The sequence below is a fragment of the Promicromonospora sp. NPDC057138 genome, from assembly GCF_042670845.1.
Classification (GTDB): Bacteria; Actinomycetota; Actinomycetes; order Actinomycetales; family Cellulomonadaceae; genus Promicromonospora.
Genome location: NZ_JBHUUX010000006.1, coordinates 127,103 through 147,978, shown reverse-complemented (window position 1 = coordinate 147,978; position 20,876 = coordinate 127,103). Strand labels below are relative to the sequence as shown.

General features: G+C 73.9%; 16 protein-coding genes. 8 read left to right on the top strand and 8 right to left on the bottom strand.

Annotation, left to right across the window (positions count from 1 at the left end; translation table 11 throughout):
* Positions 1-4: 4 nt before the first annotated feature.
* Positions 5-568 carry an elongation factor P gene (efp, locus tag ACFT2C_RS06475; RefSeq protein WP_377206201.1) on the bottom strand — a complete coding sequence of 188 codons (564 nt, stop codon included), beginning with the start codon at positions 566-568 and terminating at the stop codon, positions 5-7.
* A gap of 167 nt (positions 569-735) precedes the next feature.
* Between efp and ACFT2C_RS06470 the strand changes: the two genes are divergently transcribed.
* A complete protein-coding gene (locus ACFT2C_RS06470) occupies positions 736-2,229 on the top strand; it encodes an RNA-guided endonuclease InsQ/TnpB family protein (protein WP_377206200.1) in 1,494 nt (497 codons plus the stop codon).
* A gap of 70 nt (positions 2,230-2,299) precedes the next feature.
* Here the strand turns inward: ACFT2C_RS06470 and ACFT2C_RS06465 are convergent, their stop codons facing one another.
* From ACFT2C_RS06465 to soxR, 4 genes are all read right to left on the bottom strand, one after another.
* A complete protein-coding gene (locus tag ACFT2C_RS06465) occupies positions 2,300-2,821 on the bottom strand; it encodes a hypothetical protein (protein ID WP_377206199.1) in 522 nt (173 codons plus the stop codon).
* A complete protein-coding gene (locus ACFT2C_RS06460; RefSeq protein ID WP_377206198.1) occupies positions 2,818-3,513 on the bottom strand; it encodes a SatD family protein in 696 nt (231 codons plus the stop codon). The genes ACFT2C_RS06465 and ACFT2C_RS06460 overlap by 4 nt, the downstream gene beginning before the upstream one ends.
* A 161-nt stretch (positions 3,514-3,674) precedes the next feature.
* The gene (locus ACFT2C_RS06455) at positions 3,675-4,136 is read right to left on the bottom strand and encodes a type II 3-dehydroquinate dehydratase (RefSeq protein WP_377206197.1); all 462 of its coding nucleotides are present in this window, start codon (positions 4,134-4,136) and stop codon (positions 3,675-3,677) included.
* A 94-nt stretch (positions 4,137-4,230) separates the two neighbouring features.
* Positions 4,231-4,722, bottom strand: coding sequence for a redox-sensitive transcriptional activator SoxR (gene soxR / locus ACFT2C_RS06450; protein WP_377206196.1), 492 nt, complete (start codon positions 4,720-4,722; stop codon positions 4,231-4,233).
* A gap of 106 nt (positions 4,723-4,828) precedes the next feature.
* Here soxR and ACFT2C_RS06445 point away from each other — a divergent pair, with 106 nt between their 5' ends.
* The 3 genes from ACFT2C_RS06445 (at position 4,829) to ACFT2C_RS06435 (ending at position 7,858) form a co-directional block, all read left to right on the top strand.
* Positions 4,829-5,905, top strand: a complete 1,077-nt coding sequence (locus ACFT2C_RS06445; RefSeq protein ID WP_377206195.1) for an alcohol dehydrogenase catalytic domain-containing protein — start codon at positions 4,829-4,831, stop codon at positions 5,903-5,905.
* 218 nt (positions 5,906-6,123) lie between these two features.
* Positions 6,124-7,362 carry an MFS transporter gene (locus ACFT2C_RS06440; protein ID WP_377206194.1) on the top strand — a complete coding sequence of 413 codons (1,239 nt, stop codon included), beginning with the start codon at positions 6,124-6,126 and terminating at the stop codon, positions 7,360-7,362.
* A gap of 139 nt (positions 7,363-7,501) precedes the next feature.
* Positions 7,502-7,858: an iron chaperone gene (locus ACFT2C_RS06435; protein ID WP_377206193.1), complete on the top strand. Its 357-nt coding sequence runs from the start codon at positions 7,502-7,504 to the stop codon at positions 7,856-7,858.
* 29 nt (positions 7,859-7,887) lie between these two features.
* On the opposite strand, the gene ACFT2C_RS06430 is transcribed toward ACFT2C_RS06435, so the two are convergent.
* Positions 7,888-8,253, bottom strand: a complete 366-nt coding sequence (locus ACFT2C_RS06430; protein WP_377206192.1) for a YrdB family protein — start codon at positions 8,251-8,253, stop codon at positions 7,888-7,890.
* A gap of 122 nt (positions 8,254-8,375) precedes the next feature.
* On the opposite strand from ACFT2C_RS06430, the gene ACFT2C_RS06425 reads away from it, so the two are divergent.
* A complete protein-coding gene (locus tag ACFT2C_RS06425) occupies positions 8,376-9,482 on the top strand; it encodes a sigma-70 family RNA polymerase sigma factor (RefSeq protein WP_377206191.1) in 1,107 nt (368 codons plus the stop codon).
* A 6-nt stretch (positions 9,483-9,488) separates the two neighbouring features.
* On the opposite strand, the gene ACFT2C_RS06420 is transcribed toward ACFT2C_RS06425, so the two are convergent.
* Both ACFT2C_RS06420 and ACFT2C_RS06415 read right to left on the bottom strand, forming a co-directional pair.
* On the bottom strand, positions 9,489-10,883 hold the full coding sequence (locus tag ACFT2C_RS06420) for an MFS transporter (RefSeq protein ID WP_377206190.1): 1,395 nt from the start codon (positions 10,881-10,883) through the stop codon (positions 9,489-9,491).
* 97 nt (positions 10,884-10,980) lie between these two features.
* Positions 10,981-12,327 carry an alpha-hydroxy-acid oxidizing protein gene (locus ACFT2C_RS06415; protein ID WP_377206189.1) on the bottom strand — a complete coding sequence of 449 codons (1,347 nt, stop codon included), beginning with the start codon at positions 12,325-12,327 and terminating at the stop codon, positions 10,981-10,983.
* Positions 12,328-12,434: 107 nt separating this feature from the next.
* On the opposite strand from ACFT2C_RS06415, the gene ACFT2C_RS06410 reads away from it, so the two are divergent.
* Genes ACFT2C_RS06410 through ACFT2C_RS06400 form a run of 3 tightly spaced genes read left to right on the top strand, consistent with a single transcriptional unit; the run spans position 12,435 to position 20,853 of the window.
* Positions 12,435-15,386 (top strand): hypothetical protein, encoded by a 2,952-nt coding sequence (locus ACFT2C_RS06410; RefSeq protein WP_377206188.1) that lies wholly within the window; start codon positions 12,435-12,437, stop codon positions 15,384-15,386.
* The gene (locus ACFT2C_RS06405; RefSeq protein ID WP_377206187.1) at positions 15,386-18,514 is read left to right on the top strand and encodes a TIR domain-containing protein; all 3,129 of its coding nucleotides are present in this window, start codon (positions 15,386-15,388) and stop codon (positions 18,512-18,514) included. Before ACFT2C_RS06410 ends, ACFT2C_RS06405 begins: the two co-directional genes overlap by 1 nt.
* Entirely contained in the window at positions 18,511-20,853 is a 2,343-nt protein-coding gene (locus ACFT2C_RS06400; RefSeq protein WP_377206186.1) for a hypothetical protein, read from the top strand. Before ACFT2C_RS06405 ends, ACFT2C_RS06400 begins: the two co-directional genes overlap by 4 nt.
* The last annotated feature ends 23 nt before the right edge of the window (positions 20,854-20,876 follow it).

The following is a 20,876-nucleotide window of genomic DNA, read 5'->3' as shown; positions in this document are numbered from 1 at the left end:
CGTGTCAGTCCGTGACGCGGCCGAGGTAGTCACCCGTGCGCGTGTCGACCTTGACCTTGACACCCTGCTCGAGGAACAGCGGGACCTGGATCTCGGCGCCCGTCTCGAGCGTCGCCGGCTTGGTTCCGCCCGTGGAGCGGTCGCCCTGCAGGCCCGGCTCGGTGTAGGTGATCTCCAGGACGACGGACGTCGGGAGCTCGATGTACAGCGGCGTGCCGTCGTTCGAGGCGAGCATGACGCTCATGCCCTCGAGCATGTAGTCCTTCGCGTCGCCGACGGTCGCGGCCGGCACGTTCACCTGGTCGTACGTGTCGTTGTCCATGAAGACGAAGTCCTCGCCGTCCATGTACAGGTACTGGAAGTCGCGGCGGTCGACGTTGGCCGTCTCGACCTTGATCCCGGCGTTGAACGTCTTGTCGACGACCTTGCCGGACAGCACGTTCTTCATCTTCGTGCGGACGAACGCTCCACCCTTGCCCGGCTTGACATGCTGGAACTCGATGACCGACCAGAGGTTGCCGTCGATCCGGAGCACGGTGCCGTTCTTGATGTCGTTGGAGGTAGCCACGTTCGTCTTCCTGTGTCGGTGAAGGTGTACCCAGGGCACGCCGACAAGGGGCCGGCGGCTGGGGTGATCAAGCGGGGGGTCTAGCAGCAGCGGCCAAGTCTAACAAGGTGTGAACTTGGATTGTGTCCTGGTTCGGGTCGTCAGTGTCTCGGTCTAGCGTTCGGGGCATGGCTCGGCACACCACCTTCCGGTTCTGCCTCGACCCCACGGTCGAGCAGACGGTGGCGCTCGCCCGCCATGCGGGTGCGGCACGGTTCGCGTACAACCAGTGCCTGCGGCTACACGTGGACGCCCGCGAACGCCACCGCACCCTCATTGATCGCGGTGCTGACGCCGACGCCGTGGACCAGGCCCGCGACGCGGTGCCGTGGTCGCGGTTCAGCTTGATCAACACGTTCAATCGGTGGAAGGTGTCGGAGGCCGCGGGAAGGCAGTTCTTGGTCACGGGTGAGGGTGTCGCCGAGGTCGAAGTGACCGGGCTGGCGTGGCGGGGCGAGGTGTCCGCACAGGTGTCCGAGGAAGCAGCCGTCGACCTCAGCCGGGGCCTGGCCGCATGGACCGACTCCAGGGCCGGGAAGCGCAAGGGCCGCGTGATCAGGCACCCCCGCTTCAAGAAGAAGAACCACGCGGGCGGGTCGTTCCGGATGCGCAACAAGACCACCGGCGGACACGCCTCAATCCGGGTCGGGACCGGGGGCCGTCCGCGGTCGATGACCCTGCCCAGGATTGGCAGCATCCAGGTCCGAGAGGACACTCGCCGCCTGCGCCGGATGATCAGCACGGGGCGAGCCCGGATCCTGCAGGCCACCGTCACCCGCGGCGCCCGTCGATGGTGGATCTCGGTCACAGTCGAGGCCGCCGACCCGCACCCCGCTGTCCAGCACCCTGCTCGGGACCCGGACGCCGACGCGACCGGGTCGGTGGGCGTCGACCGCGGGCTGCGCGACCTGGTCGTCGCCGGAACCCGGGACGGGACCGAAACCCTGCGCGTCCAGGCGCCCAAGATCCTGACCACCCGACTGCGTCAGCAGCGGCGTCTGGCCCGCGCCGTGTCGCGGAAGAAGCGCGGGTCCACGAACCGCCGCAAGGCCGCCGCGCGTCTGGCAAAGCATCACGTCCGGGTGCGGGACACCCGGCAGCACTTCCTGCACCAGGTCTCCAATCAGCTGGTCAAGACACACGACCGGTTGGTGCTGGAGGACCTGAACATCACCGGCATCATGTCCAACCGGCGCCTGGCGCGTGCTGTTGGTGATGCGGCGTGGGGTGAGCTGGCCCGCCAGATCACCTACAAACAACACTGGCGTAACGGGCAGGTCGTAGTAGCGGATCGGTGGTTTCCGTCGTCCAAGACCTGCTCGTCCTGCGGCACCCTGCGCAAGGACCTGACACTCAAGGACCGCACCTACACGTGCGGTCACTGTGGGCTGGTCCTGGACCGGGATCTGAATGCCGCCGCTAACCTCGCCGCCTGGGCCGAGGACCACGCCCGTGCCGTCACAGACGGTGTGGGGAGTGGTGAAGCCCGGGTCGGGGACCGTCAAGCAGCCGGCCCCGTGATCAATGCCTGCCGACGGGACGGCACTGGCCCACACATTCGTGTGGGTGGAACCAGCCCGGACGACGCAGGAACCCCAGCTCAGACCGAACGCGCGGCCTGAATCGGAGGACGCCCGAGAAGGGCGGTGTCCGTGAACACCCACAGTTCACAGACACGCTGTAACGGACGGCTCAGCCCACCAGCGCGTTGATCGCGATGAGCCCGAAGAGTCCCACCGCGACCGACCAGATGAGCGAGGCGAGCGTACCCACGACGAACCGCTCCGACGCGATCGGCTGATCACGCAGCTCCGCGTATCGGCCCAGGCCCTTGATCGCCACCACCACCGCTATCCCGTACGGGTAGCCGGCGAGCAGGGAGCCCGTGATCGCCAGGCGCTCGAGCACCCCGAGCCACGCGCCGCCGCGCAGGATCTCCATGGCCTCGGGGTTCATGGTGCCCGACGGCGGCTCGCTGCCTCCCGCCTCGCCCGGCCCGGGCGCCTCGGCACCGTCGCCGCCCGGCTCCAGCGACTGCGGGAGGATCGGCGGCTGGTAGCGCGCCCAGGGCAGGTCTCCCCCGCTTGCCTGCCGGAGCACCCATGGCACCACCCACGAGCCCACGACGACGCTCAGCAGCAGGGTGATCAGCCAGATCGCTACCGCCGCGACCCAGCTCCACCCGTCGATGTTCTCCAGCATCTCCCAGGTCACGGCGTGGCGTTTCCCCTCAGCTCGTCGCTTGCGTCGTCTCGTTCCCCGCCCATCCAGCCGCTGAGCTCGGCGAGCAGCCGGACCACGACGGGACGCACGCCCTCTTCCTCCTGCCACAGGGCCGCACGGACCCGCTGGCTCACTGCCTGCTCGCTGACCTTGAGCGACTGCGCGGCAATCTTCTGCCTGCCGGGCTTGTCGGCCAGCTCGGCGAGCCTGTCGACGACTTCCCAGCCCTGGGGGGTCCGACGTGCGCGAACTGCCCCGAGAAGTCGCAGGAGCGATTCAATCTCGTTTGCCCGGTTCGCGCCAACTGGACCCTCCGGCCCTTCGACAGCGACCGACGTGCCCCGGGCCCGCCTCTTGGCGCGCTCCACCGCATCGCGGGCGCGGTAGAACGCTGGACCCCGCCCCTCGCGTGACACCTCGGGCAGCGGCAGCTCCACGGGGCCGACCCCGATGCCGACGCTCCACCCCTGGTCTCGCAGGAGGGCGAGCGTGAGATCCACGGCGAGCTGCGCCCCGGCATCCGAAGCGGCGAGGACGCCCTGGACCTCGTCGCCGACGGTCCGGGCGAACGACACGACCATCCCGTCCCGGCCGCGGACCCACTCCGCCAGGTGCTCGAGCACCGCGGGGACACGGTCCTCCGCATGCGTCGAGCCGCGCTGGTCGACCGTCAGGACAATCACCGGTCAATCGTAGGCACGCGACCGGTGAATATCAAGACAGCACCCTTGATTTGTTGTTCTCAAGTCTGTTGGCTTGAATTGCCCCCTGGCCATCTCTCGCCGGCCGCTGACCTGTACCGTCGCCGATACGCAACAGTTCGCAGGGGCGCCGTCCGGCTGGGCTACTGCGCCCCCAGCTTCCCGGCGATCGCCGACAGCGCCAGCCGGTAGGAGTCGAACCCGAATCCCGCGACCGTGCCCGTCGCGATGCCGGCCACCACCGAGTAGTGCCGGAACGACTCGCGCGTCGCGGGGTTGGAGAGGTGCACCTCGACCAGGAGCAGGTCCGCCGTGGTGACCTGGGCGGCGGCGTCACGCAGGGCGTACGAGTAGTGCGTGAACGCCGCGGGGTTGAGCACGACGTGCGCGCCGGCGTCGACCGCCTCGTGGAGCCAGCCGACGAGCTCCGACTCCCCGTCGGTCTGCCGCACCTCGACCTCCAGCCCGAGCTCCTCGCCCCACTTCGCGGCGGCAATCTCGAGGTCTGCCATCGAGGCGTGCCCGTAGATCTCGGGCTCGCGGACGCCGAGCCGACCGAGGTTCGGACCGTTGAGCACGAGGACGCGGGGCAGTGCGGAAGCCATGTCCGCGAGCCTAACGGGCGACGCGCCCCGCCGCTGTCACGCGCCTGCGCTCACCCCGTCCTGCCCCACCCGGTCCGCTCACACGCCGTCCTGCTCACGGCTCGTCATGCTGCTCCAGCCCCTCCACCAGGAGCGTCCGCGGGCCGGGGCCGGCCTCGGCGAGCTCGTCGTGCGGGTTGGTCAGCGCGCAGCGGCGCAGCGAGAGGCAGCCGCACCCGATGCAGTCGGTGAGGTGGTCGCGCAGCCGGGAGAGCTGCTCGATCCGCGCGTCGAGGTCCTCGTGCCACGCCCGCGAGATGCGGCGCCAGTCCTTGGCGGTGGGCGTGCGGTCGCCGGGCAGGGTGTCGAGCGCCGCGCCGACGTCGGCGAGCGGGATCCCGACGCGCTGCGACACCCGGATGAACGCGACCCGGCGCAGCGTCTCGCGCCGGTAGCGCCGCTGGTTGCCCGACGTCCGCCGGCTCGCGATCAGCCCCTTGCGCTCGTAGAAGTGCAGCGCGGACACCGTCACGCCGCTGCGGGCGGCCAGGTCACCGACCGTGAGCTCGTCGCGGTCCCAGGGGACTGACGGGTTGGGTGCGTCCATGAAGCGGCCTCCTACGGCTGTCGCTGGATCGGGTCGGCCGACACCGGGAAAGCGGCCGACGCGGGTCAGTTGACCTCAACTTTGGTTCAGGTTAGAGGATGACGGCATGGACGCCATCAGACACCACACCTTCGGGCCGCCCGAGGTCCTCATCCTCGAGCAGATTCCGGACCCCGTCCCCGGTCCGGGCGAGGTGCTCGTCGACGCCGTAGCGCACGGCGTGCACCTCCTCGACACCAGCCTCCGCCGTGGCGAGGCCGGCCCGCCGCTCCCCTTGCCGACCCTCCCGACGGTCCCCGGCCGCGAGATCGGCGGCACGGTGTCCGCCGTCGGACCCGGGGTCGACGTCTCCTGGATCGGGCGGCCGGTGGCCGCACACCTCGGCGCGGTGCCCGACGGCGGCGGGTACGCCCGGCGCGTCGTCGTCGGCGCCGACAAGCTGCACGCGCTCCCCGACGGCCCCGACGGCGCTCCCCTCGACCCGGCCGACGGGATAGCCATGATCGGCACGGGCCGCATGGCCGTCTACACCCTCGACATCGCGGCCATGACCGCGGCCGACGTCGTGGTCGTGACGGGTGCGACAGGCGGGCTTGGCACACTTTTTGTGCAAGAGGCGCTGCACGCCGGTGCGCGCGTCGTCGCTCTGGCAGGCGGCGACGCGAAGCTGAAGGTGCTCCAGGACCTGGTGTCCGGCACGGCCGGCGCGCAGTCCGGCGAGGTGCCCGGCGAGGTGCCCGGCGCCGGCCGGCTCGCGCTCGTCGACTACTCCGCACCCGGCTGGACGGATGCGGCGCGCGCGGCCCTCGGGCCCTCGCCCGCGACCCTCGTGTTCGACGGCGTGGGCGGCGACCTCGGCACGGCCGCGACCGGCTTGCTGCGAGATGGCGCGCCGGGCGCGGGCGGGCGGCTCGTCGCGTACGGCTGGGCGTCCGGTGCCCCGAACCGGTACACCTCGTGGGCGGGCGCGGAGCAGATCGAGTCGCCGGTCGAGGTGCGCTACGCCGTCGGACCGGACGCTCCCCCGATGGGCGACCAGCGGCCTTACCAGGAGCGCGCCCTGGCCCACGCCGCCTCCGGCCGGTGGCGGGTCGCGACGCACCGCGTCCCGTTCGCCGAGGCCGCCCGGGCCCACCGCGAGCTCGAGGAGCGCCGCACCACCGGCAAGGTGGTGCTGGTGTGACCGCCACGCTTCCGTCCGCCGAGTCGTCTTCGTCGTCCGCCGGGTCGCCTGCAGGGTCGCCTGCAGGGTCGCCTACAGGGTCGCCCGCCCTACCATCTTCCGTGACGTCTCCCCTGTCTTCTCCCGCGCCTTCCTCCGCGCCGTCCCCCACACCATCCCCTGGGCCGGCGACTCCGGGAGCGCTCGGGCGTGGCGCGCAGCGCCTCGTCCTCGCCGGCATGGTCGCGCTCTGCTCGCTCGGCGCGTTCGAAGCCCTCGCCGTGTCGACGGCGATGCCGACGGTCGCCGTCGACCTCGACGGGCTGCGGTACTACACGTTCGCGTTCGCGGTGGCGTTCGCGACCAGCGTCGTCGGCATGCTGGTGGCCGGCCGCTGGTGCGACCGCAGCGGCCCGACGCCGGCGATGTGGACCGGCGTGGCGCTCTTCGTGGCCGGGCTCGTCGTCGCGGGGACGGCGACCGGCATGGGCGCCCTCATCGCCGGACGCGCGGTGCAGGGCGTCGGCAACGGCCTCTTCGGCGTCGCGCTGTACGTCCTGGTGGCCCGCGTGTTCCCCGCCCAGCGGCACCCGGCTGTGTTCTCGGCGTTCGCCGCCGCGTGGGTGGTGCCCGCCATCGTCGGGCCGGGGCTGGCCGGGCTCGTCGTGGACCACGTGGGCTGGCGCTGGGTGCTCCTCGGCGCGGCGGTCCTCACCGTCCCGGCGGCGATCCTGATGCGGCCGGGCCTGACGGCGGCCCAGGGCGGCGCGGTCGCGGCCGGCACGGTTGCGGACGGCGCGGCCGCGGGGGGTGCCACCGCCGTCGGGCAGCCGGAGCGGCCCGTGCGGCACGCGCTGCGCCTCGCCTTCGGCGTGCTGCGGGCCGGGCGCGGGCTGCCGGCTGTCGTGTCGGTGCGGGCGCTGGTGTCGGGGGCGTTCACGGGTGCCGAGGTGCTGCTGCCGCTGCTCCTGGTGCACGAGCGGCACCTGAGCCCCGGTGGCGCCGGGCTGATCCTGACGGTGGGGGCGCTCGGCTGGTCCGGCGCGTCGTGGGTGCGCGGGCGCGACCTGCTGCACCTGAGCCACGCCGGCTACGTGCGGCTCGGCGGCGGACTGCTGGCCCTCGGGATGGTCGGTACGGCGATCCTCGTGCTCCCGGACGTGCCGGCCGGGTTCGGGATGGCGTTCTGGGTGCTGTCCGGGAGCGGGATGGGTCTGGTCTACCCGACGCTGTCGGTGCTGACGCTCGAGCTCGCTGCGCCGCACGAACAGGGTTCGGCGTCGTCGGCGCTGCAGGTGGCCGACGCCGTGGCGGCGGCCATCGCGTCGTCGGCGACGGGAGCGCTCCTGTGGGCGCTGTACGACGTCGCGGGGCTGCCCGCGTACGCCGTCGTGCTCGGGCTCACTGGGCTGCTGGCGGCAGGAGCCGTCGCTCTGGCCGGGCGGACACGGGCGGAGGCGCTGCTGCCGGTGCCGTGAGCGCACGCACAGGTCAGGTGGCGGCCTCCGACACCAGCTTCCGGACAGGTCCGCGGCGCTTGACGGCCCCGATGTGGCAGCGGGTCCGTTCGTTCGCGCACCCCTCGCGCGCCGCGCCCGTTCTCGCGAGGCTGTGCCCATGGACGAGTTCACCGAATACATCGCGAGCCTCGACGGCGCGGCGCGGGACGCCGTCGAACACGTGCGGGCCCGGGCGATCCAGCTGGTCCCCGACGCCGAGGAAGGCGTGAGCTACGGCATGGCCGCCCTGCGCTACCGCGGCAGCCCGCTCGTCTCGGCGCGGGCGACGGCGCAGCACATCGGGCTGTACCCGTTCAGCCCGCCCGCGATCGAGGCGCTCGCCCCGGACCTCGCCGGCTTCTCGACGTCGAAAGGCACGGTCCGGTTCACGCCGGAGCATCCGCTGCCCGACGACGTCCTGGACCGCATCATCCTGTTCCGCCGCGACGAGATCGACGCCATGCGCTCACGCTGACGAGGCCCGCCGCGACCAGGACCCCGCTCTCAGGCGATCCCGCGCCCGTTCGCCTCCAGCGCACTGGGCGCTCCCTCGGTCAGGGCGAGCACCACCCGGTCGAGCACCCACAGCGCCGCGAGCGCCGCCCCCGTCGTCGGCGCTCCGGTCTGCCAGATCAGGTATCCGGTGCCGCCGAAGAGCAGCGCCTCGAGCGTCACCCGTGCCCACCCGGGAACGGTGACCCGGGCCTTGGGCGAGAGGAACGTCCCCCAGAGCGCGATGACGACGGCCGGGGCGAGGACGGCGAGCGGGAGTCGCCAGCCGCCGTCGGCCAGTGTCCAGCCCAGGTAGGCGGCGGACGCGATCAGGGCGAGCTCGAGGAGGAAGCGCAGCAGGAGCGCGGTTGTTCTCACCGCTGCAGGGTACGGACCCGGTGAGGTGCGGTACAGGGCTGGTCGGACGGCGGATCGGGCGAGGACTGTCACGTTTCGCAGCCGCATCTCGTCTACGGGGTATGACGCGAGAGCATGTCCTCATGACAGGTCCCGACGCCCCCTCTGCTCACCACGACGGCGCTCGCCTCGACGGCACGGCCCTGGACCGTCTGCGTCCTCTCGCCTTCTCGGTCGCCTACCGGATGCTCGGCAGCGTTGCCGAGGCGGAGGACGTCGTGCAGGAGGCGCTGACCCGGCTCTCCCAGGCGGACGGCGTGCGCAACCCCGACGCGTTCGTCACGACGGTGACGACGCGGATCGCCATCGACGTCCTGCGGTCGGCCCGGGTGCGGCGTGAGTCCTACGTGGGCGAATGGCTGCCCGAGCCCCTGGTCGGTCCCGCACAGGCGAACCTCCCGGTCGCGATGGCGGCCGCGCCGCCCGACGCCGCGGCGCACGCCGAGCTGGCCGACGATCTCTCGACGGCGTTCCTCGTGCTGCTGGAGACCCTGACGCCGACCGAGCGCGCGGCGTTCCTGCTGCACGACGTGCTGGGGTATCCGCACAGCGACGCGGCCGACATCATCGGCACGAGCGAGGTGGCAGCGCGGCAGCTCGCATCGCGTGCCCGGCGGCGGATCGCGCGGCAGCGCGGCGACGTCGGCCACCGGGCGACGTCGGGCGGGGACAACAAGGCACAGGACAACAAGGCACCCCACAGCACGGCGCGCGACGACCGGGTGCGGGAGGCCCGAGTACGGGACGACCGCGCGCGGGCCGAGCAGCTCGTGACCCGGTTCCTCGCGGCGTGCGAGGAGGGCGAGGTAGACGCGTTCCTGGAGCTGCTCGCCCAGGACGTCGTGCTCACGGGCGACAGCGGCGGCAACGTCCCGCCGGGCATGTCGATAGTCCGGCCGGTCGCCGGCCAGGTGGCGGTCGCGCGGGCGCTGGCCGGCTTCATGCGGCGCGGCGCGCCGATCCACTTCGAGCGCGCCCTCGTGGGCGGCGGGCCTGGCCTGCTGATCGTGGCGGACGACGCCGTCGGCGGCGGCCTGATCGGCACGTGGTCGTTCGAGGTGTCCGGCGGACAGCTGAGGGCGATCCGGGGCGTGATCAACCCGGAGAAGCTGCGGCACCTGGGCCCGCTGGCCGACCTGGTCCGGCTCCACGAGTGGCTGCGGGGCGCACGGCGGCGGACGGCCCGCTGACCGCCATCACGCGTCGGCGAGCGGTGCCTCCCGCACGAACCACATCAGGACGAGGCCGAAGAGGACCACGGCGACGATCCCGAGGGTGCCCCAGATGGTCGCGCCCGTAGCGGCGACAACGACCGTCCACACGCCGTGCGACATCCAGGAGGTCGCACGCCCGGTGGTCGCATAGAGCCCGAAGATCTCCGACTCCTTGCCCGCCGGCGTCACGCGGGCGAGGTAGGAGCGGGACGCGGCCTGCGCCGGGCCGACACAGGCGGACAGGACGAGCCCGCCCACCCAGTACACGATCGGCCCGAGGTCGCGCAGGAACACGACGCCGAGCCCGGCGACGACGATCACGCTGAGCGTGCTGAGGATGACGGAGCGGGGACCGAACCGGTCGTCGGCGCGGCCCATGAGGACCGTGCTGATGCCGGCCACGAGATTGGCAGCGATGCCGAAGGCGATCACCTGGTCGGTGGTGAACCCGAAGCTCGCCTTGCCGATGATCGCGCCGTAGGCGAAGACGCCGGCCAGCCCGTCCCGGAACACGGCGCTGGCCAGCAGGAACCAGAACGTGCGGCGGGAGGTGTGCCACAGGCCCAGGATGTCGCGGAACAGCACCACGTAGCTGGCGAAGAACCCGACGACGGGCCGGCCCTTGGTGGGCGGCAGCTCGGGCACGAAGGCGAAGATCGGCCACACGAAGGCCAAGGCCCAGACCGCGCAGGCCACCGCGATCACGCGGTAGCCGAGGCCGTTCTCGGTGGGCATGCCCCACCAGTGGGCGCCGTTGGCGATCACGACGAGGACCAGCATCAGGATGCCGCCGACGTAGCCCAGGCCCCAGCCGAGCCCGGACACCTTGCCGACGGTCTTCGGCGTGGCGACCGAGACCATGATGGCGTTGTAGTTGACGCCGGCGATCTCGCTGAGCAGGCTGCCCAGGGCGATCATGATCGCGCCGAACACGAAGTAGGCAGGGTCCTCCTCGACGAACCACAGCGCGAGCATGCACAGCACCATGCCGCCGGTGGCTCCGCCCAGCCAGGCCTTGCGGCGGCCGGTGGCGTCGGCGCGCTGGCCCAGCACTGGTGCGAGCAGGAGGATGGCAAGTCCGGCGATCGTGTTCCACAGCCCCAGGCCGCTGGTCAGCTCGGCGATCCCGCGCACCCGGGCGGGGTCGTCCGGGGCGAGCGCCGCGACGGCCGGGTCCAGGAACGACTCCGTGGTCAGATACAGCGCGGTGAACACGAACGTGAGGATCACAGTGTTGAACGGCTGGGTCCCCCAGTCCCACAGCGCCCAGGAGACGACCTGGCGGCGCGGGATCCGCACGCCTTCCTGCAGCTCCAGGCCCATGGTCGGCGGCGCCGAGCCTACGGGCACGTCGGGTCGGGGTGCGGCGTCGGTCATGGCCGCAGTCTGCCGGGAACTGGTGAACGGCGGGTGCCCGGCGCGGTCACGATCGCATACCGACCCTTCTGCCGGAGGGCTGGGTCTGAGGGCTAGGTCAGAGCGCCAGGTTCTGCCGTCCGATCTGCCCCGGCGTCGAGACGCCCGCGAGCGCCATGGTGATGTCGAGCTCGGCGAGGATGTGCTCGGTGACGGCGCGGACGCCGTCGGCTCCGGCGAGGGCGAGGCCGTAGACCCAGGGGCGTCCCAGGAGGACGGCGTCGGCCCCGAGGGCGAGGGCGGTGAAGACGTCGGCGCCGGTGCGGATGCCGGAGTCGAACAGGACGGGCGCCCGCGTGTGCCGGCGCACCGCGTCGACCACGGGGCCCAGGGCGTCGAGGGAGGCGACGGCGTTGTCGATCTGTCGTCCGCCGTGGTTGGACACGATGATGCCGTTCGCGCCGTGGTCGAGGGCACGGTGGGCGTCGTCGGGGTGCTGGATGCCCTTGACGAGGATGGGCAGGGTGGTGCGCTGGCGCAGCCAGGCGAGGTCGGCCCAGGCCAGGGTCGAGCGGGAGAAGACGTCGAGGAAGGTCTCGACGGCGGCGCGCGCGTAGGGCTGGCTGAGGTTTCGCCAGGTGGGGCCGGGGTGGTGGCGGGCCATGGAGAGCAGGGAGCGGACGGCGGCGAGCGTGGGCCGGCCGGTCGCGGCGCCCTGCCCCGCCGGCTCGCTGCCGGCGCCACCGGCGCGTCCCCTGCCCCGGACCCGGGCCTCGACCAGCTTCTGGAACTCGGGGTCGCTGAGGTACTGGGCGATGCCCTCGGCGCGGGCGAACGGCAGGTAGCCGAGGTCGAGGTCGAGGGTGCGCCAGCCGAGCACGTGGGTGTCGAGGGTGACGACTATGGCCTCGCAGCCGCTCGCCTCGGCGCGGGCGACGAACGACTCGACGACGGCGTCGTCGGACGACCAGTAGAGCTGGAACCAGCGGGGGCTGTCGCCGAGGACGGCGGCGGTGTCCTCCATGGGTACCGACGCCTGGGAGGAGATGACGACGGGCAGGCCGAGGTCCCGTGCGGCGCGGGCCAGCGCGGGCTCGGCGTTGCGGGGCGCGGCGCCCCGGCCGCCGCGGGCACGCTGATGCTGCACGGCGAGCTCGAGCGCGCCGACGGGCCCGAACAGGACGGGTGCGGGCAGGTCGCGCCCGAACAGGGTGGTGGCCAGGGAGCGCTCGCCGACGTCGACCATCTGGCGCGGCACGATCCGGTAGCGGCCGAACGCCTCGCGGTTGGCGTCGACGGTGCGCTGTGCGCCGGCGCCGCCGGCGACGTAGGACCAGCCGGTGCGGGTCATCCGGCGTCGGGCGGCCTCGGCGAGCGCGTCGGGGCTGGTGGGCACCGGCGGAAGGCGGCCGAACAGGCCGTCGCGGTAGATCGAGGACTGCACCGTCCGGCCGACATTGCGCATGCCGGACATCCTCCATGCCGAACGTCCCGCCATGCAGCCCGCGCGTTGTGATTGATCTCGCGCCGGAGGCGGTCTAACATCGGCGGCCGGGCGTACAGGGGGGTCTGGTGCCAGGTCATGACGTGTTTCTGTGCTACGACCCCGCTACTGACGAGCGCTTTGCGCACCGGTTCGGCGCGCACCTGGCCACGTTCGGCCGACGGCGGTCCGGCCCCGGACCGCGCAGGGCCGCCCTGCGCCTGGCCCCGCGCACCGCGGACGCGCTCGCGGCCAGCGACTGGCTCGTCCTGCTCGCGTCCCCCGAGGCCGCGCGGTCGCCTCAGGTCATCGACGAGGTCGAGCGGTGGCTCGACCGGCACGGCACACACTCGCACGGCGCCCACTCGCACGGCACCGACCGGATCCTCATCGGCCTCACCCGGGGCGACCTGCGCTGGGCCGGCGACCGTGCGGCGGACGGGACGGACACGCTCCCGTCCGCCCTTCTCGCGCGGCTGACCACCGAGCCCCACTGGGTCGACCTGCGCGACATCGCGGGACTCGACCGGCTCGACCGCGGCAACGCGCTGGTGAGCGAGAACCTCGCCACGTTCGCCGCGCGGCTGCGCGGCGTGGAGAAGGACCAGCTCATCGGCGCGCACGTGCGACGCGAGCGGCGCACCCGCCGCGCGACCGTGGCTGCGGGCGCCGTCCTGAGCGTGCTGCTCGGTGTCGCGCTCGTCCTCGCCGTCCTCGCGTTCCGGGGAGCCCACCGGGCCGACACGGAGGCGCGCGCGGCGGACGCCCGGCTCCTCGCCAGCACCGCCCTGGCCGTCTCGGACACCGACGCGGAACGCGCGGTGCTGCTGGCCGCCGAGGGCTACCGCCTCCATCCCGACACCCAGACGTTCACCGCCCTCCTGCGCAGCGTCGAGGCCACCGGGCCGCTGGAGCGCCGCGTGGACCTGGGCGGCGACGTCGTCGCGCTGGCCGCTGCGCCGCTCCCCGAAGAGCCCGAGGAGTCCGGATCGGACCCGGAGGCGGGAGCTGACGCGGGCACCGTGGTGGCCGGCACCGCCGACGGGGACGTCTGGCGGTGGCGCCTCGACCGGGCGCCCGAGCTCCTGGCCACGCTGGAGGGCGCGGTGACCGAGGTCGCGACCAGCGCGGACGGCGAGACGGTGGCGGCGGTGGCCGAGGGCGCGCTCTGGGTCTCCACCGCTCACCCCGGCAGTCCGGGCCCGGGCACGACGGGCCTGGCCGGCGTCTCGGACGTCGCCGTCGACCCGGACGGCGAGCGCCTCGCGGCCATCGTCTGGGACACGACGGACCATGAGCTCCTGCTCCTGGACGGGACGGGCCGCACCCGTATCGCGTCGGACGACCTGACCGGGACGTCCCTGGAGGCTGTGGCCCTGACCGAGGACGCCCTGGTCGTCGCGCAGCGCCGCGTCCCTTCCGGCGCCGGGCACTGGCAGCGCCGGTCGGTGCCGGACCTCGAGATCGTGCGCGAGGCCGGCGTCGTCGAGCCGCTGGACGGCGAGTTCACCGAGCACCAGGTCTCGCCCGACGGCGCCCTGGTCACCGCCTTCCGCGCCGGCTCCGTGTTCGCGGCCGACACGACCTCGAACGCCCTGTACCGGATGGCCGCGCCGGACTCCCTGGGCTCGCTGCTGCCCGTCACCGCCGCGCCGTCCGGCGGCGAGGCGGCCCGGATGCTGCTGTCCCGCCGGGACGAGACCTGGGTGGTCGAGCTGCCGAGCTGGACGTACGAGCGCGCCTGGCAGCTGCGCGGGATGCCGACCGCCGATGCCGCGGTGTTCCTCGACGACGACCGTCTCGTCACCGCGCACGGCGGCACCCTGGCCGCGTGGGACCTGGCCTCCGCGTCGCCGCTGACCAGCTCGGTCGACACGGACCGCGCCTACCTGGCCGATACCGCGCTGTCCCCGGACGGGACCCGCGTGACGACCGGCGGGGCCAGCCTCCTCGACGGGAGCGGCAGGTGGTACGACGCGGTGTCGAGCTATCTGCTGACCGGCCAGGACGGCCGGACCGGCCGCACCGACGACCGGGACAGCACCGACCAGGATCTCCGCTCGGTCATCCAGGCCGTCCAGCCCGGCCGGCTGGGCGACCGGCTGCTGCCGGTGCCGCTGGACGACGGCCGGGTGCTGGTCGTGACCCCCGAGGACGGCACGGTGAGCGAGGCGACGGGGAGCCTGTCCGACGACGACCTCACGACGCCCGTGCCGCTGCGCCCCCTGGAGGCGCGGTACGAGACCGGTCTCCGTTCGGTGCGCGCGGCCCGGGTCGTCGGCGACCGGCTCGTCCTGGCCGACGCGTTCGGCCGGGTCCAGGTGCGGGACGCGCGCGGCGGGCGGCTGGTGCGGCACGCCACGGCGGACCACGCAGCGACGAGCGACCCTTGGGCCGTCGAGGCGGCCATCAGTCCCGACGGCCGGTACGTCGCCTTCCACGACCTGTCCCCGCTCGCCTTCGGCACCGAGGAGGCCACGGTCTCGGTGCTCGACCTGCGCATCTCGCGCACCCGCACGCTCACCGTCCCGGTCCGCCAGAACGTCACGCACCTGGGGCTGCGCACCTCGGCTCCCGTGCTCGACCTCACCTACGGGGGCGACCACCTGCTGGCCTCCCAGGTCGACGGCGTCCTCGTGGTCGAGCCCGACGGCAGCGCGGTCCGCACCACCATCGACTCCGTCGTCGGCTCGACGGCCGCCTTCACGCCGTCCGCCCTCGCGCCCGTGCCCGGGACGTCCCTGGTGGCGCAGGCCGGCGAGCTCGACTGGATCCGGCTCTACGACACGCGGACCGGGCAGCAGGTCGGCAGCCTCACCCCGCCGGAGGCCGGCGGCACGCTCGACCCGCTGTGGCTCGCCGCCGGCCCGGACTCGCTGCTCGCCCTCAGCGGCGACGACGCCGTCCGCTGGGACCTGCGCCCCGCAGCCCTCCTCGACGCGGCCTGCGCGTTCGCCGCTCGCGACCTGACCGTCGCCGAGTGGACGCAGGCCGTCGGCTCCGCCGCGCCCGGCGACCTGGCATGCGACCGGGACCTGTGATGCCTCGCTACGACGCGTTCCTGTCCTACAGCCACGCTGACGACGGCGCCTTCGGGCCGCAGCTCCAGGCTCTGCTCGAGGGGTTCGCCCGCACCGGCCGACGGCGAGCCCTGCGCGCCTTCCGGGACGAGCAGAACCTCGCCGCTGACCCCGACCTGTGGGGATCCATCGAGCAGGCGCTCGCGGACTCCGCGTGGTTCGTGCTGCTCGCGTCCCCGGCCGCCGCGCGGTCGCCCTGGGTCGACAAGGAGGTCGCCTGGTGGCTCGACCACCGCTCCCCCGACCGCCTGATCGTCGCGCTCACGGAGCCCGAGCCCACACGCGCCGAACCCACACAGCCCGACGAGCCCGCGCACGACATCCCGCTCCCGCCCGTGCTCCTGGCCGACGGCGCGCCGCGCCCCGCCGTCGTCGACCTCACCGGCATCTCCCGGGCCGGCCGGCTCGACGCCCAGGACCCGCTGGTGCAGCGGTCGGTCGCCGAGCTCGCGTCCGGCCTGCACGACCGGCCCGTCCCCGACCTCATCGCCGCCGACGCCGCCCACCACCGCCGGGAGGCCTCGTTCGTCCGGCGCGTGATCGCGACGCTGGCCACGCTGTTCGTCGTCGCGCTGGTCGCCGCCTACCTGGCGGGCACGCAGACCGACCGCGCCGCCGCCGAGACCCGTGTGGCCAACGCGCACCTCCTCGCCACGACCGCCCTGGCGACGTCCGCCACCGACCTGGAACGGGCGGCACTGCTCGCCGTCGAGGGGTACCGGCTGCATCCCGACACGCAGACCCTGACCGCGCTGCTGCGCTCCGTGAACGGGTCGAGCCCGATCGGCGCGCGGGCCGGGGTGGACGACGAGGTGCTGGTCGCCGCGGCAGCGCCGGCCGCCGGAGCGGTGCTCGTCGGCACCGAGACTGGGGAGATCCTGCGCTGGGACCTGCGCGGCGCCCCGGTCCGGGTCACTACCCTCGACGCCCGCCCGAGCGCCCTCGCCACCAGCGCGGACGGCTCGGTGATCGCCGTCGCCACCACCGGCGCCGACCCCGCGGTGTGGGTCCACGCCGACGACCGCACCCGGAAGGTGCAGGACGAGGAAGCCATCGACGTCGCCGTCGACCCGGCCGGCCGCCGGTACACGACGGTCCGCTGGTCGACCACTGAGCACACGGTGAGCGTCCGCGCGACGGCCGACGACGCCGTCGTCGCCGAGGCCGATCTCGCGGGCACGAGCTACGACGCGGTCCGGCTCCAGGACGACGCGATGGTGCTCCACCAGCGCTGGACCAACGGCGGCCTCGGCCCGTGGCAGCGGCGCTCGCTCCCCGGTCTGGACGTGCTGGACGAGGGCACGGTGCTCGACGGCGACCTCGCGGACGACGTCGCCGGCGGCGCCGTCGCCACCACCCAGGCGACCACCGCCGACGGGCGCTGGGTGATGACGCAGCTCGACGACGTGGTCCACGGGGCACGGACGACCGACGGCACCACCGTCTCGGTGCAGATGCCGACCGCCCTGGGCACCTTCCCGCTCACGACGATGGCGCTGTCCCCGAGCGGTACCACCATGCTGCTGTCCCGCCGCGACGAGGTGTGGATCGTGCACCTGCCGCCACCGGGCGGAGGGCACCAGGGGGAGCAGCAGGACGAGCACCGCGCCGAGCGGCTGACGGGTATCGGCACACCGGACGGCGCGGTCTTCCTGAACGACGGCCTGCTCGTCATGACCCACGGGCGCACCCTCACGACCTGGGACGTCGGCTCGGGCGAGGCCCTCGCCGAGACGACCATGCGCCTCGAGGGCATCCCCCGCGACAAGGCCCTCACCCCGGACGGCGCGACAGTCGTCTCGGCGGGCGAGCTGCCCGACGCCGTGCGGGCGGCCGTGGGCGCGCAGGGCACGGCGGAGGGCACAGGGCAGGGCACAGGGCAGGGCACGGAGCCGTCGCTCTGGGCCATGACGCACACGTTCGACACTACGGACGGCGCTGGTCCGAGCACAGGGCCGGGCACCGGGTCTGGCACGGGGCCCGACACGGACGCGCTGCACCTCAGGCCCGCGCTGACGCAGGTCCGCGGGAGCCTGACCGGCCCGTCCGGGGCGCGGCTCCTCCCGGTGCCGCTCGCCGACGGCACGCTCCTGTTCGTCGACGCCGGCGCCGGCACGGTCTTCGAGGCCGCCGCGGCGCCTGCCACCGGCGACGGCGGCTCTGCGGACGACCCCGCCGACGACTCTGCCGACGACTCGTCGGACGACACCGCCGTCGGGCCGGCCGAGGAGCCCGACGTACCCCCGCTCGAGCTCCGGTACGAGACCCGCCCGGGCTGGGTGCAGGACGCCGCCGTCGACCACGCGGGACGCCTCGTGCTGGCCGGGGCGAACGGCTCGGTGCAGGTCCGGGACGTGCGCACCGGCGAGCTGCTGGACCAGGCGACGGTTCCCGCCGAGTCCGCGACCGCCACCACGAACGCGCAGATCAGCCCCGACGGGCGGTTCGTGGCGTTCCACCGCGTGCGCACGTCGGACCCGACGCTGCGCACCGCCCGGATCGAGGTCCTGGAGGTAGCGACGTCGACGGTGCACGGCCAGGACCTGAGCGCCGGGCGCCTGGTCTCGCGGGCCAACGACCGGACCTGGCAGTCGCAGGTCGACCTTGCTTTCGGCGGCGACAGCTTCGGTAGCGAAGTCTCCGGCGGCTACCTCGTCGCGGCGCACGCGGGCGGGATCGCCGTACTGGACCAGGACGGCGGCTCCGTCCGGCGGACGATCGCCGCGCCGACGTCGGGCCGCCAGAACGCCGTGGCCCCGGTGCCCGGCACGACCCTCGTGGCGGTCGCCGGGGACGCCGACTGGATCCGGCTCTTCGACACCGCCACGGGCGAGGAGGTGGGGCACCTCTCCGCGCTGGCCGGGGGCGCCGACGGCGACTCCCCGCTCTGGCTCGCCGCCGGGCAGGACACGCTCTGGGCGGTCGGCCCGCGCTACCTGACGCGCTGGGACGTCCGGCCCGCGCAATTGCACGCCCGGGCCTGCGAGTTCGCAGCGCGGAACCTCACCGCCGACGAGTGGAGGCAGGCCGTCGCGGGCAGCGAGCCGCCCGCCGACCTGGCCTGCGACCGGCCGCTGGGGTCACCGTGACGGCCGCCCTGGTGCGCAGGTGGTCCCGCGGCGCGGTCTCGTGCCTCGCCGTCGGCGCGCTGCTCGGCGTCAGCCTGCTGCCGGCCGGGCTCGCCGCGTCCCGGGCGGGCTGGCCGGACGCGCCCTCGACGGTCGAGGCGCTGGTCGCCGCCGCACACGCCGCGGGGGCGACCGACGCCGACCGCGGCGCGCTGCTGGCCGCCGAGGCCTACCGTCTCGACCCGTCGGCGCGGACCCACGCCGCCCTGCTGTCGGTCCTGGACGCGACAGCCCAGCTCGACCGGGAGGTGGTCCTCGCCGACGACGTGACGGCCCTGACATCGGTGGGGGCGTCGGCGGGCGGGGCCGGCGCGGTGCTGGCGGCGACGAGCGGCGGCGACGTCGTGCGCTGGGACCTCGCCGGCCGCCCCGAGCCGGTGGGATCGGTGGGCGGCCGGGTCACGGAGCTCGTCGCCAGCACCACCGGCGCCACGGTCGCGGCCCTGGACGCGGCGGGGTCCGTCACCGTGCTGGCCGGCGGGACGATGGACACGCCCTTCACCTCGGCCCTCGACATCGCCGTCTCGCCGTCCGGGGAGCTGCTCGCCGCCCTCGTCGAGGACGACGACGGGCGCCGGCTGGAGGTCCAGGACCTAGGCGCCCGGACCACCGTCGCGGAGCTCGACCTCGACGAGGCCTACGACTCGGTGGACCTGGGCGACGGGTTCGTCGTCCTCTCCGGGCAGGACAGCCGGCTGCGCGACCAGGGGCGCTGGGAGCGCAGGTCGCTCCCTGGGCTCGAGCTGGTGAACCGGGGTTCGGTGCTGCCGGACACCAGCTACGACTCGGGCCTGGCCGCTGCTCCGGCGGTGTCGACGTACGGGGACTGGGCGGCGAGCGTGCATCCGACCCTGATCACCCTCGAGGACACGTCCGACGGCGAGAGGTTCCCGCGGCCCGGCACCGGTCCGACGCCCACGCTCGACGTGCGCACGGCGGTGGTCTCCCCAGGCGGCACCCGGATCCTCGTGGTCCGGGACCAGAAGAACTACGTGTTCGACGTGGGCACCGAGGAGGGCGGCTTCTGGGAGCTGCAGGGTGCCGTCGCGGCCGACGCCGCGGCCTTCGTCGACGAGAACCGGGTGGTCACGGCCCAGGGCGGCACCCTCACCCTGTGGGACACCTCGGTCTGGTTCCCCCGCTCCACAGCCCGTCAGACGGAGCTGTCCGCGCTCGACGAGCAGGCGCTCGCGCCCGGCGGCCGGTACCTCGTCGCGTCAGGGGACCAGCCGGGCGACGACAGCGTGAACCTCGCCGTCACGTACGACCTCGAGGCGCCGGGCGCGGACGACATCCCCGCCCGGGTCGGCGCGGCCGCCGACCGGCACGGGGCCGAGGACACCTGGCTGCCCGCGGTGACCGACGACGGCACGACGCTGGTCGTCGAGACCGCCGACGGCACGGTGCGGGAGGCGGGCGCGACGGCGTCTCCCGACGAGATGTCCGCCGCCTTCGACGAGCTCGCGCGGGCGGAGTTCGACGAGACCTTCGCGGCCCCGGTCCGCTACGAGACCGGCCTGCGGGACCTGCTCGCCGCGCGGATCAGCTCCGGCGGGGAGCTTGTGCTGGCCGCCGCGGACGGGTCCGTCCGCGTCGTCGACCCCGGCACCGGGCACCTGCTCCGCCAGGCGTCGCTCCCCGGCGGCCCGTGGACGTCCGCCGAGCTCGCGCTGGACGGCCGGCGCGCGGCCTTCAGCGCCGGGGCGACCGTCGCAGTCGTCGACACGACGACGGCGCAGTCCGCGGTCCAGCTGCTCGAGATCGCCATTGAACCGGGCTCTGCTGGTTCAGACTCTGACGACGCGGACTTCGACGGCTCCGACGCGGACAGCTCGGACACTCCCAGCTCGGATCCCGTGCTCGCCTTCGGGGAGGACGAGCTCGTCGTCGCGCACCGGGACGGCGTCGTCGTGCTGGAGGCGGACGGCGCGGCCGTGCGAGCCGTGGCGGACGTGCCGGTGCCGGCCGGGCTGCGGACGGCCGTGGTGCTGCCGGGCACCGGGCTCGCCGTCCTGGCCGGGGACTCGCCCCTGGCGGTCCTGGTCGACGTGGCGACCGGTGAGCAGGTCGGAGAGCTGGGCACCCAGGTCAGCCGGCCCTCGCTCGCCGCCTGGACCGACCGGCTCCTCACGATCGGGACCGACGCCGGAAACAGCCAGCTGGTCGACCGCGACACCAGCGCGCAGGGCCTGCTGGCGACGGCATGCGCGGTCGCCGGACGGGACCTGACGGCCGAGGAGTGGTCGCAGGCGGTCGACGCGCCTCCGCCGCCGGACCTGTCCTGCGAACGAGCCTCCTGAGAGGGGACCGCGCGCTGAGACGC

Bases quoted from the DNA above. Each gene is read 5' to 3' on its own strand.
- ACFT2C_RS06470 (WP_377206200.1), top strand. From the start codon at position 736: ATGGCTCGGCACACCACCTTCCGGTTCTGCCTCGACCCCACGGTCGAG.
- ACFT2C_RS06455 (WP_377206197.1), bottom strand. From the start codon at position 4,136: ATGGCTTCCGCACTGCCCCGCGTCCTCGTGCTCAACGGTCCGAACCTC.
- soxR (WP_377206196.1), bottom strand. From the start codon at position 4,722: ATGGACGCACCCAACCCGTCAGTCCCCTGGGACCGCGACGAGCTCACG.
- ACFT2C_RS06445 (WP_377206195.1), top strand. From the start codon at position 4,829: ATGGACGCCATCAGACACCACACCTTCGGGCCGCCCGAGGTCCTCATC.
- ACFT2C_RS06440 (WP_377206194.1), top strand. From the start codon at position 6,124: ATGGTCGCGCTCTGCTCGCTCGGCGCGTTCGAAGCCCTCGCCGTGTCG.
- ACFT2C_RS06435 (WP_377206193.1), top strand. From the start codon at position 7,502: ATGGACGAGTTCACCGAATACATCGCGAGCCTCGACGGCGCGGCGCGG.
- ACFT2C_RS06425 (WP_377206191.1), top strand. From the start codon at position 8,376: ATGACAGGTCCCGACGCCCCCTCTGCTCACCACGACGGCGCTCGCCTC.
- ACFT2C_RS06420 (WP_377206190.1), bottom strand. From the start codon at position 10,883: ATGACCGACGCCGCACCCCGACCCGACGTGCCCGTAGGCTCGGCGCCG.
- ACFT2C_RS06415 (WP_377206189.1), bottom strand. From the start codon at position 12,327: ATGCGCAATGTCGGCCGGACGGTGCAGTCCTCGATCTACCGCGACGGC.
- ACFT2C_RS06405 (WP_377206187.1), top strand. From the start codon at position 15,386: ATGCCTCGCTACGACGCGTTCCTGTCCTACAGCCACGCTGACGACGGC.